This is a genomic window from Stenotrophomonas sp. G4 (genome assembly GCF_003428825.1).
Lineage (GTDB): Bacteria > Pseudomonadota > Gammaproteobacteria > Xanthomonadales > Xanthomonadaceae > Stenotrophomonas > Stenotrophomonas indicatrix.
In genome coordinates this window covers 294,295-307,767 of record NZ_CP031741.1, presented here as the reverse complement: position 1 = coordinate 307,767, position 13,473 = coordinate 294,295, and the positions used below count along the sequence as shown (strand labels likewise).

Annotated in this window: 11 protein-coding genes; 4 read left to right on the top strand and 7 right to left on the bottom strand. The window is 66.3% G+C overall.

Annotated features, from left to right (window positions below):
- Nucleotides 1–112: 112 nt before the first annotated feature.
- The 4 genes from D0Y85_RS01330 to D0Y85_RS01315 form a co-directional block, all read right to left on the bottom strand.
- Nucleotides 113–1,132 carry a ribonucleotide-diphosphate reductase subunit beta gene (locus tag D0Y85_RS01330; protein ID WP_025875781.1) on the bottom strand — a complete coding sequence of 340 codons (1,020 nt, stop codon included), beginning with the start codon at nucleotides 1,130–1,132 and terminating at the stop codon, nucleotides 113–115.
- 125 nt (nucleotides 1,133–1,257) lie between these two features.
- A complete protein-coding gene (locus tag D0Y85_RS01325; RefSeq protein WP_117309275.1) occupies nucleotides 1,258–3,669 on the bottom strand; it encodes a ribonucleoside-diphosphate reductase subunit alpha in 2,412 nt (803 codons plus the stop codon).
- Between the two features lie 595 nt (nucleotides 3,670–4,264).
- Nucleotides 4,265–5,365, bottom strand: coding sequence for a cell division protein ZapE (gene zapE, locus D0Y85_RS01320; protein WP_032978151.1), 1,101 nt, complete (start codon nucleotides 5,363–5,365; stop codon nucleotides 4,265–4,267).
- Nucleotides 5,362–6,033: an alpha/beta fold hydrolase gene (locus D0Y85_RS01315; RefSeq protein WP_117311823.1), complete on the bottom strand. Its 672-nt coding sequence runs from the start codon at nucleotides 6,031–6,033 to the stop codon at nucleotides 5,362–5,364. Before D0Y85_RS01315 ends, zapE begins: the two co-directional genes overlap by 4 nt.
- A gap of 43 nt (nucleotides 6,034–6,076) precedes the next feature.
- Between D0Y85_RS01315 and D0Y85_RS01310 the strand changes: the two genes are divergently transcribed.
- Both D0Y85_RS01310 and D0Y85_RS01305 read left to right on the top strand, forming a co-directional pair.
- The gene (locus D0Y85_RS01310; RefSeq protein WP_117309274.1) at nucleotides 6,077–6,934 is read left to right on the top strand and encodes an EamA/RhaT family transporter; all 858 of its coding nucleotides are present in this window, start codon (nucleotides 6,077–6,079) and stop codon (nucleotides 6,932–6,934) included.
- A 156-nt stretch (nucleotides 6,935–7,090) separates the two neighbouring features.
- Complete coding sequence (locus tag D0Y85_RS01305) at nucleotides 7,091–7,468, top strand: DUF3011 domain-containing protein (protein ID WP_117309273.1); 378 nt, start codon at nucleotides 7,091–7,093, stop codon at nucleotides 7,466–7,468.
- Nucleotides 7,469–7,515: 47 nt separating this feature from the next.
- On the opposite strand, the gene D0Y85_RS01300 is transcribed toward D0Y85_RS01305, so the two are convergent.
- The 3 genes from D0Y85_RS01300 to D0Y85_RS01290 all read right to left on the bottom strand — a co-directional run bounded on the left by D0Y85_RS01300 (nucleotide 7,516) and on the right by D0Y85_RS01290 (nucleotide 10,516).
- Nucleotides 7,516–8,955 (bottom strand): ExeM/NucH family extracellular endonuclease, encoded by a 1,440-nt coding sequence (locus D0Y85_RS01300; RefSeq protein WP_117309272.1) that lies wholly within the window; start codon nucleotides 8,953–8,955, stop codon nucleotides 7,516–7,518.
- A 228-nt stretch (nucleotides 8,956–9,183) separates the two neighbouring features.
- A complete protein-coding gene (locus tag D0Y85_RS01295; RefSeq protein ID WP_025875793.1) occupies nucleotides 9,184–9,702 on the bottom strand; it encodes a c-type cytochrome in 519 nt (172 codons plus the stop codon).
- A 205-nt stretch (nucleotides 9,703–9,907) separates the two neighbouring features.
- Complete coding sequence (locus tag D0Y85_RS01290) at nucleotides 9,908–10,516, bottom strand: TetR/AcrR family transcriptional regulator (RefSeq protein WP_025875794.1); 609 nt, start codon at nucleotides 10,514–10,516, stop codon at nucleotides 9,908–9,910.
- A 159-nt stretch (nucleotides 10,517–10,675) separates the two neighbouring features.
- On the opposite strand from D0Y85_RS01290, the gene D0Y85_RS01285 reads away from it, so the two are divergent.
- Both D0Y85_RS01285 and D0Y85_RS01280 read left to right on the top strand, forming a co-directional pair.
- A complete protein-coding gene (locus tag D0Y85_RS01285; protein WP_025875795.1) occupies nucleotides 10,676–11,839 on the top strand; it encodes an isovaleryl-CoA dehydrogenase in 1,164 nt (387 codons plus the stop codon).
- Between the two features lie 8 nt (nucleotides 11,840–11,847).
- Entirely contained in the window at nucleotides 11,848–13,458 is a 1,611-nt protein-coding gene (locus tag D0Y85_RS01280; RefSeq protein ID WP_117309271.1) for a carboxyl transferase domain-containing protein, read from the top strand.
- Nucleotides 13,459–13,473: the final 15 nt, after the last annotated feature.

The following is a 13,473-nucleotide window of genomic DNA, read 5'->3' as shown; positions in this document are numbered from 1 at the left end:
GCACCATGAATAACCTTCCGCGCTGCGCGCTCGCCGGGCGTGGCCCGGCGCTACCGTAAAAACGAAAAACCCGGCGTTGGCCGGGTTTTCGCGACAGGCCTGATTGGATCGATCAGAAGTTCATGTCGAAGGCGACTTCGCCCTTCACGCCCACCTGGTAGGCCGAGGCGCGGCGTTCGAAGAAGTTGGTCAGTTCCTGCACGTCCTGCAGTTCCATGAAGCTCAGCGGGTTGCGCACGTTGTACTTGCGCTCCATGCCCAGGCGATGGAAATGGTTGTCGGCGCAGTGCTGCAGGTACTGGCGCATGTCACGGGTGGAAATGCCTGCCACGCCACCGGACAGCACGTCCTCGGCGAACTGCACTTCGCACTCGATGGCCTCGGCCAGCATGTCATAGACATCCTGCTTCATCTTGTCGTCGAACAGGTCCGGCTCTTCCTCGCGGATCACGTCCACGCACTCGAAGGCGAACTCCATGTGCGCGCTTTCGTCGCGGAACACCCAGTTGGTGCCCGAAGCCAAGCCATTGAGCAGGCCGCGCGAACGGAAGTAGTACACGTAGGCGAAGGCGGCGAAGAAGAACAGGCCTTCGATGCACGCCGCGAAGCAGATCTGGTTGAGCAGGAACTGACGACGCTCTTCGCGGGTCTCGATGCGCTTCAGGTCCTGGATCGAATCGATCCACTTGAAGCAGAAATCGGCCTTCTTCTTGATCGAGTCGATGTTCTCCACCGCGGCGAAGGCTTTGACGCGCTCGTCCGGATCCGGCAGGTAGTTGTCCAGCAGGGTCAGGTAGAACTGCACGTGCAGCGCTTCTTCATACAGCTGGCGCGACAGGTACATGCGCGCTTCGGGCGCGTTCAAGTGCTGGTACAGGTTCAGCACCAGGTTGTTGGACACGATCGAATCGCCGGTGGCGAAGAAGGCGACCAGGCGGTGGATCAGGTGGCGCTCGCCCGGCGACATCTTGCTGTGCAGGTCGCTGATGTCGATCTGGAAGTTGATCTCTTCCACCGTCCAGGTGTTCTTGATCGCATTCCGGTACATGTCATAGAACTGCGGGTAGCGCATCGGGCGCAGGGTCAGTTCAAAACCGGGATCGAGCAGCATCTGCTTGGGCTTGTCGGCCATGGGTGTTTCCTTGTCTTCTCGGGTCAAAACGCCGGGCATGGCCCGGCGCTACCTTGTTGTTTCCGTAGTCGATCAGCAGTGCCGACCAACGGTCGGCACCCACCGCGCGTTAATCCACCGCGGTGTTACTGGCAGGCTTCGCAGGCTTCCGGGTTCTCCAGCGAGCAGGCGATGGCCTCCTCCGGGCTGAACACCTTTTCCGGCGCAGCGCTGGCCGTGTGGCTGACAGTGGTCTTGGCGATCTTGGTGGCAGGACGCGAACGCAGGTAGTAGGTGGTCTTGATGCCCTGCTTCCAGGCGTACATGTACATGGAGGACATCGCGCCGATGCTCGGGCTTTCCATGAACAGGTTGAGCGAGGCGGACTGGTCGATGAAGGCACCACGGTCGGCGGCCATGTCGATCAGCGAACGCATCGGCAGTTCCCATGCGGTGCGGTAGACGTGGCGCAGCGTTTCCGGAATCTGGGTGATGGCCTGGATCGAACCGTCGGCCAGCTTGATTGCATCGCGCATTTCCGGAGTCCAGTGGCCCAGCTTCTTCAGCTCGTTCACCAGATAGCGGTTCACCTGCAGGAAGTCACCGGACAGGGTCTCGCGCTTGAACAGGTTGGACACCTGCGGTTCCACGCACTCGTAGCAGCCGGCGATGGAGGCGATGGTGGCGGTCGGGGCGATCGCGATCATCAGCGAGTTGCGCAGGCCGTGTTCCTTGATGCGTTCACGCAGGGCATCCCAGCGCGCGGCATCTTCCGGCACCACGTTCCAGGCGTCGAACTGCAGCTCGCCGCTGGCCGCACGGGTGTCGGCGAAGGACGGGTGCTTGCCGCGTTCCTGGGCCAGTTCGACCGAGGTTTCCAGCGCGTGGAAGTAGATGGTCTCGGCAATCTTCTTCGACAGCGCGCGGGCTTCGGCGCCATCGAACGGCAGGCGCTTGCGGAAGAACACGTCCTGCAGGCCCATGCAGCCCAGGCCGACCGGACGCCAGCGCAGGTTGCCGCGACGCGCCGATTCGATCGGGTAGAAGTTCAGGTCGATCACGCGGTCCAGCTGGCGCACGGCCAAGCGCACGGTGTCGGCCAGCTTGTCGAAATCGAACTCGCCGTTGCCGTCGAAGTGGTTGCCCAGGTTGATCGAACCCAGGTTGCACACCGCGGTTTCTTCAGCCGAGGTGACTTCCAGGATCTCGGTGCACAGGTTGGACAGGTGGATCACGTTGCCGGCGCGCAGGGTCTGGTTGCTGGCGCGGTTGCACTTGTCCTTGAAGGTCATCCAGCCGTTGCCGGTCTCGGCCAGGGTGCGCATCATCCGCGAGTACAGCTTGCGCGCGGAGATGGTGCGGTTGGCCTTGCCCTGTGCTTCGGCCTGCAGGTAGGCGGCCTCGAAGGCTTCGCCGAACAGGTCGGTGAACTCGGGCACCACGCGCGGATCGAACAGCGACCATTCCTGGTCGGCCTCCACGCGCTTCATGAACAGGTCCGGGATCCAGTTGGCCAGGTTCAGGTTGTGCGCACGGCGCGATTCGTCGCCGGTGTTGTCACGCAGCTCGAGGAAGTCCTCGATGTCGGCGTGCCAGGTTTCCAGGTACACACAGGCCGCGCCCTTGCGCTTGCCACCCTGGTTCACCGCAGCCACCGACGAATCCATGGTCTTCAGCCACGGCACGATGCCGTTGGAATGGCCGTTGGTGGACTTGATGAGCGAGCCGCGCGAACGCACGCGGGTGTAGCTGACGCCGATGCCGCCGGAGAACTTGGACAGCTGGGCGATGTCGCCGTACTTGGCGTAGATCGATTCCAGCGAATCCTGCGGCGAGTCCAGCAGGAAGCACGAGGACAGCTGCTCGTGGGTGGTGCCGGAGTTGAACAGGGTCGGGCTGGACGGCAGGTAGTCCAGGTTGCCCATGCGCTTGTACAGCGCCAGGGTTTCCGGCACGTCCTCGCTCAGCGCGCTGGCGATGCGCAGGAAGAACTGCTGCGGGGTCTCGATCACCTTGCGGGTGTGCGGGTGGCGCAGCAGGTAGCGGTCGTACAGGGTACGCAGGCCGAAGTAATCGAAGTTCAGGTCCAGCGAGCTGTCGATGGCATCGTTGAGCTTACGTGCGTTGGTCTGCACGAAGTTCAGCAGGCGGTCGTTGATCAGGCCCACTTCGTGGCCACGACCCACCGACTGCGAGAACGCGTGGATTTCCTGGTTGGACACTTCCTTGGCGATGAAGTTGGCCAGCAGGCGCGCGGCCAGGCGGCCGTATTCGGGTTCTTCGCCGATCAGCAGCGCCGCGGTGCGGATGGACAGTTCGTCCAGCTCCTGGGTGGTGGCGCCGTTGTACAGGCCGGAAATGGTGCGGGTGGCCACACGCATCGGATCGACGGCGTGCAGGCCCTCGGAGGAACGCTGCACCGCGCGGACGATCTTGTTCAGATCCACCAGCTCGGTCGTGCCATTGCGCTTGGTCACACTCATCGCGTTGGACGTCGGCGGCGACGTCAACAGGAATTCGCTTTCCTTCTCGATGGTGGCGCTGGTCTCGGTGGTCACGGCGTGTGTCCTCTTGGCGTGATGGATGGTGGCTCGGAGCATCGGGTGACGCGGCCCGGGACGTGACAGCCCAGGGTGGCAGACCGGTGTCGCAGGAGTTGAGACCCTGCGCCTGCCGCTACTGCTGACGGTTGCTGGCGGTACCTGCGTGGACGCGGATCGGGGCGGCCGGGGGGCCGTACGATCCTGTCCGTGGACTTGGCGACCTGGGGGTCGCCGCAACCGACAGCCACAAGATAGTGGGGGTAGTGGGGTCCGTCAACGCCAAATGTAGTGAAATTCGGCAATCCCTTGCGCCGCAAGGATCGTGCCATCGGCGCCCGGTTTGGACGCTTTGGACCTGCTGGAACGGGCTGCGCAGTCAAGCCCGAAACACGTCATCGCGGTGGCAATCAGCGCCCCACCAGCGGAACGATGACAGCTTCACATGACAGGACCACGCAGGCGAGGGACAAGTCTGTGGATAGGTGGTGGGCAGACAGTGGGCAGCCGGTGGACGGGGCAGCATCAGGTAGTGCCGGCCGCTGGCCGGCAGCCCATGACCTGCGGAAGCACCAGGCGGATGCCGGCCAGCGGCCGGCATCCGCCCCGGTTGTCACGCCCGGTGCGGGGTACCCAGGTACTCGGCGCTCTGCATTTCGATCAGGCGCGAGGCCGTACGCTCGAACGCGCCCTGCAGCCGGGTACCGGTGTACAGCTCGACCGGCGAGGTGCTGGCGGTGCAGACCAGGTTGACGTGGCGGTCGTACAGCTCGTCGATCAGGTTGACGAAGCGGCGCGCGGCATCCTCGTTCAGGCGATCGAAGGCCGGAATGCCCCCCAGCAGCACGGTGTTGAATTCGTGCGCGATCTCGATGTAGTCCGACGGCCCGCGCGGGCCTTCGCACAGGGCGGCGAAGTCGAACCAGGCAATGCTCTTGCCGCGCGCGCGCACCGGAATCTTGCGGCTCTCGATTTCGATGTTGCCCGCCTTGGCCGGCTGGCCACCACTCAACTCGCCCCAGCGCGTAGCCAGCCAGGTGTCACTGTCGGCGGCCAGCGGCGCGCGGTACACCGGCGAACGGGTCAGCGCGCGCATGCGGTAGTCCTCGGTGCCTTCGGCGTAAAGCTCCACGCAGTAGCGCTGCAGCAGGCCGATGGCCGGCATGAAGCTCTCGCGCTGCAGGCCGTTGAGGTACAGGTTTTCCACCGCCGTGTTGGAGGTGGTGACCAGGGTCACGCCCTCGGCGAACATCCGCTCCAGCAGGCGCGCCAGCAGCATGGCATCGCCGATGTCGGTGACGAAGAATTCGTCCAGCACCAGCACGCGCAGGTTGCTGCGCCATTCCTGGGCGATCTTCGCCAGTGGATCGCTCTGGCCCTGGTGCTCGCGCAGGCGCTCGTGGACGCTGCGCATGAACCGATGGAAGTGGGTGCGGTACTTCTGCTTGATCGGCAGGCCGTCGTAGAACAGGTCGACCAGGAAGGTCTTGCCGCGGCCGACGCCGCCCCAGAAGTACAGGCCCTTGACCGGCTCGGGTTTCTTCCAGAACGAGGACAGGCGGTCCAGCCAGCCGTCCTCGGCGCTGTCCACCAGGGCCAGATGGATCCGGTCCAGCTCGGCCAGGGCCGCATGCTGGGCCGGGTCGTTCTGCCAATCGCCTCGTTCCACCCCGGCCGCGTAGCGCTGCGTCGGGGTCAGTTCCGCCTCGCTCATGCCGCCGTGCCCAGCCAATGCTTGACGCCGTGGGTGAGCGCGCCGCGCAGGTCGATCAGCTTGCGGTGGAAGAAGTGGCTGGTTTCGGGCATGCGCACCAGTTCATGCGGGGCATCGAGGGTGTCCAGCCACTGGTACACGGCCTGCGGGTCGACGATTTCATCCTGCTCGCCCTGGATCACCAGCCAGCGGGCCGGCGGCGTGATGCCATCGAAGTCCCAACGGCCCGCCGGCGGCGCGATCGAGATCAGCGCTTCGGGCTGCAACTCGGCGGCAGCCTTCAGCGAAACGAACGCGCCGAAGCTGAAACCGGCCAGCCACAGGCGGTCGTCCGGGCGCTGCTGGCGGACCCAGGCGGTGACGGCCTTGAGGTCCTCCTGCTCGCCCACGCCATGGTCGAATTCACCGGCAGAGCCGCCGACGCTGCGGAAGTTGAAGCGCACCGTGGCAATGCCCAGCTCGCGCAGGGTGGTGGCGGTCATGGTGACCACCTTGTTGTGCAGGGTGCCGCCTTCGGTGGACAGCGGATGGCAGAGGATGGCCACGATCGGCTGCACCGGCACATCGGCCTTGGGCAGGTCGACGAGCACTTCCAGCGGGCCAACCGGGCCCTCCAGTGCAATGCAGGCGGTTTCGCCGGGGGCGACGGGGAACGAGGGCGTGTGCATGGCACCATGATAGCGTCCCCCGCCGCTGCCCTGTGCCCGCCCCATGCTCTACCTGTCCCTGGCCGTGATCTGCAGTGTGCTGGTTTCGGTGTTGTTGAAGCTGGCTGGCCGTCGCCAACTGGATGTTGCACAGATGGTGACCTGGAACTATCTGGTGGCGGCGACGATGACGGCCGTGGTGCTGCAACCGCCGCTGGATGCACTGCGCGCGCCGCATGCCCCGTGGCTGTCGCTGCTGGCGCTGGCGGTGGTGCTGCCGTCGATCTTCCTGGTGCTGGGCCGCGCAGTGGCGGTGGCCGGCATCGTGCGCAGTGATGTGGCGCAACGGTTGTCGCTGCTGCTGTCGCTGGCGGCGGCGTTCCTGTTCTTTGGCCAGAGCGCCAGCACGTGGAAGCTGGTGGGCCTGGGCCTGGGCCTGCTGGCGATGGTGGCCATCAGCCTGCGCCCGCGCGGCCCGGCAGTGGCCGCTTCCGCCGGCGGCTGGGGCTGGCTGCTGGGCGTGTGGGCCGGCTTCGCGGTGGTCGACGTGCTGCTCAAGCAGGTGGCGCTGTCGGGCACGCCGTCGATGGCGGCGGTGCTGGCCAGCTTCAGCGTGGCCTTCGTGCTGATGCTGGCGCTGCAGTCGTGGCGGCATTTCAGTGGGCGCAGCCGCCTGGCCTGGCGCAACCTGGGTGCGGGTGCACTGCTGGGCCTGCTCAACGGCGGCAACATTCTTTTCTATGTGCATGCGCACCAGTCGATGCCGGACAGCCCGGCCACCGTGTTCGCCGGCATGAACATCGGCGTGGTGGTGCTGGGTGCGCTGATTGGCGTATTCGCCTTCGGCGAGCCTATGAGCCGGTGGAACCGACTCGGACTGGCACTGGCGGTAGTCGCGATCACCCTGATCGCACTGGGGTGATGCGCACAGTTCGCGCCGTGGCCGATAGCCGGTGCAGAAGATTCCGATCCTGCTGCGCATTTCGATTGATACGTTGACGCCGCTCCCAGTGCCGTTCCGCCGTGATGGGCACTCCGCTGCCTAGACTCGAACGGACCTGCATCTGGAGAGACGGTGATGAAACACGTGTGCGCTTTCATGCTGCTGACCGCCACCCTGACCGGTTGCAGCAGCATCGGAGGCTATCCCGATTTCAGCGGCGGGATCGGCTATCCATCACATGAACCGGCCTATCCTCGCTATCCCGCCTATCCGCCCCCCGTACAAACCCATCGCGGCGATGCAAGCTCGGAAGTGGTGAGCTGCAGCAGCCGCGACCAGCGTCGCGCGCATTGCCATGTACAGGTCTCACAGAAGGACAGCGTGTACCTGATCAACCGCGAGTCACGTGCCTCCTGCCTGCAGGGACGCGACTGGGGCGTGGACCGCGGCACGATCTGGGTCGACAACGGCTGCCGTGCAACCTTCCGCATCGAGCGCTACTACTGGCGATGAGCAGCAGGCCGTCCGGCCGGTCCGCACAGGGCCGGCCGGGCCCCCACTCAGCGATCGAAGCCCAGCAGCAGCGGGTCGTGGTCGGAGCTGCGCCACGGGCCCTGCACGTTGCGGCCCTGGTAACCGCTGGCGTCCTGCTCGTCGGCATTGCTGTGCCACTCGGCGGCGCCGGCGAGGCGCTTGGCCATGGTCGGGCTGAGCAGCGCATGATCGAGGCGGCCGGTGTAGCCGTTGTAGACGTAGCTGTAGGGCTGTTCGACCTTGGCCACCTTGAAGGCATCCTGCCAGCCAAGGTCGTGCAGGGCGCGGATCGGATCTTCCATGGCGTAGGCGTTGAAATCGCCCATCAGCACCACGTCCTTCACCTTCAGGCGCGCGGCTTCGGCCTGCACCCAGGAGTTGAGCTGCCTGGCCGATTCCACGCGGGTGGCGTTCCAGCAGCCCTGCCCGTCATTGCGGTCGGCGTCGGCGCCGCTGGCATCGCGGCATCCCTTGGACTTGAAGTGGTTGGCAACCACCATGAACGGCCCGCCCTTGCCCTGGAAGGCCTGTGCCAGCGGCGCACGGCTGTGTTCGACGAAGGGGCCGTCGAGCTTGGTCAGCGGCGTGCCGAGCGGCTTGAATTCGCTCTTGCGGTAGATGATGCCGACGCGGATCGGATTGCTGCCGGGGCCTTGGCCGGCATCGACGAACGCCCACTGTTTGTCTGCGGCGAGGCCGGCATTGAGCGCATCCACCAGTTCGGCGATGGCCGACTGCGGGCCGTAACCGTCGTTCTCCAGTTCCATCAGCGCGGCGATGTCGGCGCCCAGCGCGTTGACGGTGGCGACCAGCTTGCCGACCTGCGCCTTGTGCTCGTCCAGCGTGCGCGCGCCGCGCAGGGTCGGGTACCCACCGCCCTTGCCGTCACCATTGAAGAAATTCTCCAGGTTGAACGCAGCGATGTGCAGGCGGCCGGGCACGCTCGGCACGGCCGGGCGCTGCAGGTCCGGCAGCTTCAGTACACCATCCACCTGCAGGCTGGGCCGGCCCTGCGCGTCCACGCGCACGGTGCCTTCCACGTTGCGCAGCTGCATGCCGGTACGCAGCACCGGGTTGCCCGGCAGGTAGGCGACGCTGGCCGGATCACGCACATTGCTGCCATCGTCCAGCAGCAGGCGGCGGCGCTGGTTGTCGGCCATCACCTGTTCGATCCCGGCACTGCCGGGCGCGGCCACTTCGGTCGGCTGCCACAGGCGGCCATCGAAGGCGACGGTGAGCTGGCCGAAGCGTTCCAGGCCATCGGTGCCGGCCAGGGTGAGCGGCGCGGCGATGCGCACGTGCTGCCCATCCAGTACACGCCAGTCGGCCGGCGCGGCGGCCAGGGTGACAGTGGCTGGGCTGCGTGGCGCAGGTGCCGAGGTCGGCGCAACCTGTGGCTGGGCCTGGGCGAAAGCGGATGCCGGCATCAGCAGGGACAGGGCAAGGGCGAGGGAACGGCGACGCATCGACAGACGACTCCACGGAAGAGGCGCACAGACTAACCCTGAAATGCGAAACCCGCCTGCGCAGCGGGGTTCCGGCCTTGGTGGGCAAAGCCGGGGTAGTGCCGGCCGCTGGCCGGCAACCTCATGACCTTCATGCGATGCGTGGTTGCCGGCCAGCGGCCGGCACTACCAAAGATCATGAGGCTGCCGGCCAGCGGCCGGCACTACCAGTGGACGCGGCGGCGTCCGCTATTTCAGATTGCCCAGCATCCAGTCCACGGTGGCGTGGATCTGCTCCTCGGTGAGCGCCGGGTTGCCGCCCTTGGGCGGCATGATGCCGCCGTCGGGGCCGGTGTAGCCCTCGATGGCGTGCTTGTAGAGGGTGTCCTTGCCCTGCGCCAGGCGCTTGTCCCAGTGCGAGTGGTCCAGCGTCGGCGCCATGCCCACGCCAGTGGTATGGCAGGCGGTGCACAGGTTGTCGAAGATCACCTTGCCGTCCTTGGTACCGCCGTAGGCTACCTGCGAGGCGGCCTTGGCCAGCGCTGCGGCCTTGGCCGCGGCCTGCGCGGCGGCGCCGGTGCTGCCGGCGTATACCGCGCCAGTGGGCGAGATGCGCTGTTCAGTGCGTTTGGCGGCGGTGGGCGACACCTCGGGCGGAATCCGGGTGTGGATGAACGCGGCCAGCAGGATCAGACCGAGGGTGATGGCCATCAACAGCGCGATCACCATGGAGAAGCGTTTCAGGAACTCCAGATCGTAATTCCGCACTCTTCGTTACCCCTGGCTGATAGTCGTTGGACCACGGCTGAGCGACTGCGTGATGGGCCGAGTATAGAACGCACGCCGCGCACGACAACAGGCATCACGGCTGGTGCGGCGCAGCATGCGGCCGTGGCCGCGTGCGGGTGGCGCCGGACCGCGCCCGGCGAGCGCGAAGCGCGGTAGAAGCCGCCCGGCACCCGCAACGGCGGCATCACCCTGCGCCAACAGCCCGCAGGCAGAAACTGCAGATGGCCTCGACCAGCGCGTCTTCGTCGCGGTGCGCTTCGCGGCTGGGTGCGGTCGGGCCCACCATCGCTTCGGTGAAGGCACCCACCAGGCAGGCGGCGGCAGCGTGCGCGTCCTGTGCCGGCAGTTCACCGGCCGCCACGCCCTCTTCCACCAGGCGCAGGAACACGTCACCGAAGGCACGGCGGCCGCGCATGCGCTCGGCTTCCACGTCCGGGTCCACCGGTTCGACGATGAAGGCATGGGCCAGGCCCGGGCCGGCCAGAGCACGGCGGACGAAGGCGGTGATGGCCTGGCGCAGGCGCACGCTTGCCGGCTGCGGCGCACTGGCGATGCGTTCCATGATCGCCACCTCGTGGGCGACGGCAGCATTGAGCACCTCCACGAACAACTCGGCCTTGGACGGGAAGTGGCGGTAGATCAGGCCGGTGGAGACCCCGGCCTGGGTGGCCACGGCGGTTACCGGCGCGTTGCGCCAGCCGCCGGTGGCGACCAGTTCGCGGGTGGCCAGCAGGATCCGTTCACGGGCCCCGGCCAGGCGTTCTTCCATCAATGCTGAGCGTTTGTAGGCCATGTTCTGAGTCTGGTTTCAATTTTTGAATTTGTATTCACTTCTTACCCGAACCCCGCTACGCTGGGGTCCAATCGCCCGCGCGGGCTGCTGCTGTGAACAGCCGCCCGCTTCCCCTTCCGGGTGCGTCCATTCCCCACCTTCCCTCGTGGAGCCATCGCAATGCACGTGCCATCCCTGAACTTCGACCTCGGCGAAGATATCGACCTGCTGCGCCAGAGCGTGGCCCATTTTGCCGCTGCCGAGATCGCGCCGCTCGCGGCCGAGGCCGATGCAACCAACCAGTTCCCGTTGGCACTATGGCCCAAGTTGGGCGAACAGGGCCTGCTGGGCCTGACCGTGGAAGAAGAATACGGCGGCACCGGCATGGGCTACCTGGCCCACGTGGTGGCGATGGAAGAAATCTCCCGCGCCTCCGGCGGCATCGCCCTGTCCTACGGCGCGCACTCGAACCTGTGCGTGAACCAGTTGCGCAAGAACGGCACCGAAGCGCAGAAGCAGCGCTTCCTGCCGGACCTGTGCAGCGGCGCCAAGGTCGGCGCGCTGGCGATGAGCGAACCGGGTGCGGGTTCGGACGTGGTGTCGATGAAGCTGCGCGCGGACAAGCGCGGCGACCGCTACGTGCTCAACGGCAACAAGATGTGGATCACCAACGGCCCCGACGCCGACGTGCTGGTGGTGTACGCCAAGACCGATGTCGAAGCCGGCGCCAAGGGCATCACCGCGTTCCTGGTCGAGAAGGGCATGAAGGGTTTCTCCACCGCGCAGAAGCTGGACAAGCTGGGCATGCGCTCCTCGCCCACCTGCGAACTGGTGTTCCAGGACTGCGAGATTCCCGAAGAAAACGTGCTGGGCGCGGTCGGCGGCGGCGTGCGCGTGCTGATGTCCGGCCTGGACTACGAGCGCGTGGTGCTGTCCGGCGGCCCGCTGGGCCTGATGGCTGCAGCCATGGACGTGGTGATGCCGTACGTGCACGAACGCCACCAGTTCGGTGAGCCGATCGGCAGCTTCCAGCTGATCCAGGCCAAGATCGCCGACATGTACGTGGGCCTGGGAGCCTGCCGCGCCTATGTGTATGCCGTGGCGCGCGCCTGCGACCAGGGCCGTACCACCCGCCAGGATGCGGCCGGCGCGATCCTGTACGCCGCCGAGAAGGCCACGTGGCTGACCGGCCAGGCGATCCAGATCCTCGGCGGCAACGGCTACATCAATGAATACCCGACCGGGCGCTTGTGGCGCGACGCCAAGCTGTATGAAATCGGCGCCGGCACCTCGGAGATCCGCCGCATGCTGATCGGCCGCGAACTGTTCCAGCGCACCCTGTAAGGCACCCCATGAGCATCCTAGGCAGCCAGCTGCAACCGGGCAGCGAAACGTTTGAAAGCAACCGCGCGGCGATGCAGGCCGTAGTCGACGACCTGCACGCCACCCTCGCCCGCACCGCCCTGGGTGGAAGCGAGGCGGCGCGCGCCAAGCACACCGCACGCGGCAAGCTGCTGGTGCGTGACCGCATCGATGCGCTGCTCGACCCGGGCAGCGCGTTCCTGGAGATCGCACCGCTGGCCGCGCACGGCATGTATGACGATGCCGTGCCCGCCGCCGGCGTGGTCGCAGGCATCGGCCGGGTGAGCGGCGTGGAGTGCGTGATCGTGGCCAACGATGCCACGGTCAAGGGCGGCACCTATTACCCGGTGACAGTGAAGAAACACCTGCGCGCGCAGGAGATCGCCGAGCAGAACCACCTGCCGTGCATCTACCTGGTCGATTCCGGTGGCGCCTTCCTGCCGCTGCAGGACGAGGTGTTCCCGGACCGCGACCATTTCGGCCGCATCTTCTACAACCAGGCCAATCTCTCCGCGCAGGGCATCCCGCAGATCGCCTGCGTGATGGGCAGCTGCACCGCCGGTGGTGCCTACGTGCCGGCGATGAGCGACGAGACGGTGATCGTGCGCGAGCAGGGCACCATCTTCCTCGGCGGCCCGCCGCTGGTGAAGGCGGCCACCGGTGAAGTGGTGACGGCCGAAGAACTAGGCGGTGCCGACGTGCACACGCGCATTTCCGGTGTGGCCGACCACATGGCCGACAACGACCTGCAGGCGTTGGCACGGGTGCGCGCGATCATCGCCCAGCTCAACTGGCGCAAGCCCGAAGCGGCGATGGCGCTGCAGCCGGTGGAAGAACCACTGCTGCCGGCGCACGAACTGTACGGGGTGATCCCGGCTGATACGCGCAAGCCCTACGACGTGCGCGAAGTGATCGCGCGACTGGTCGACGGCTCGCGCTTTGACGAGTTCAAGCCGCGCTATGGCGCAACGCTGGTCACCGGCTTCGCCCATCTGCACGGCTATCCGATCGGCATCATCGCCAACAACGGCATCCTGTTCTCCGAGTCCGCGCTGAAGGGCGCGCACTTCATCGAGCTGTGCACCCAGCGCAACATTCCGCTGGTGTTCCTGCAGAACATCACCGGCTTCATGGTCGGCCGCAAATACGAACAGGGTGGCATCGCCAAGGACGGGGCCAAGCTGGTGATGGCGGTGGCCTGCGCCAAGGTACCCAAGTTCACCGTGGTGATCGGTGGTTCGTTCGGTGCCGGCAACTACGGCATGTGCGGCCGTGCGTACTCGCCCAATTTCCTGTGGATGTGGCCGAACGCACGCATCGGCGTGATGGGCGGCGAACAGGCCGCCAGCGTGCTGGCCACGGTCAAGCGTGATGGCATTGAAGCCAAGGGCGGGCAGTGGCCGGGCGAGGAAGAGGAAGCGTTCAAGGCACCGATCCGCGACCAGTTCGAGCAGCAGGGCCACCCGTACTACGCCAGTGCGCGCCTGTGGGACGACGGCGTGATCGATCCGGTCGATACCCGCCGGGTACTGGCCCTGGCCCTGTCGGCCAGCCTCAACGCTCCCCCGCAGCAGACGCGCTTCGGCGTGTTCCGCATGTGACCTGTGCCATGACCG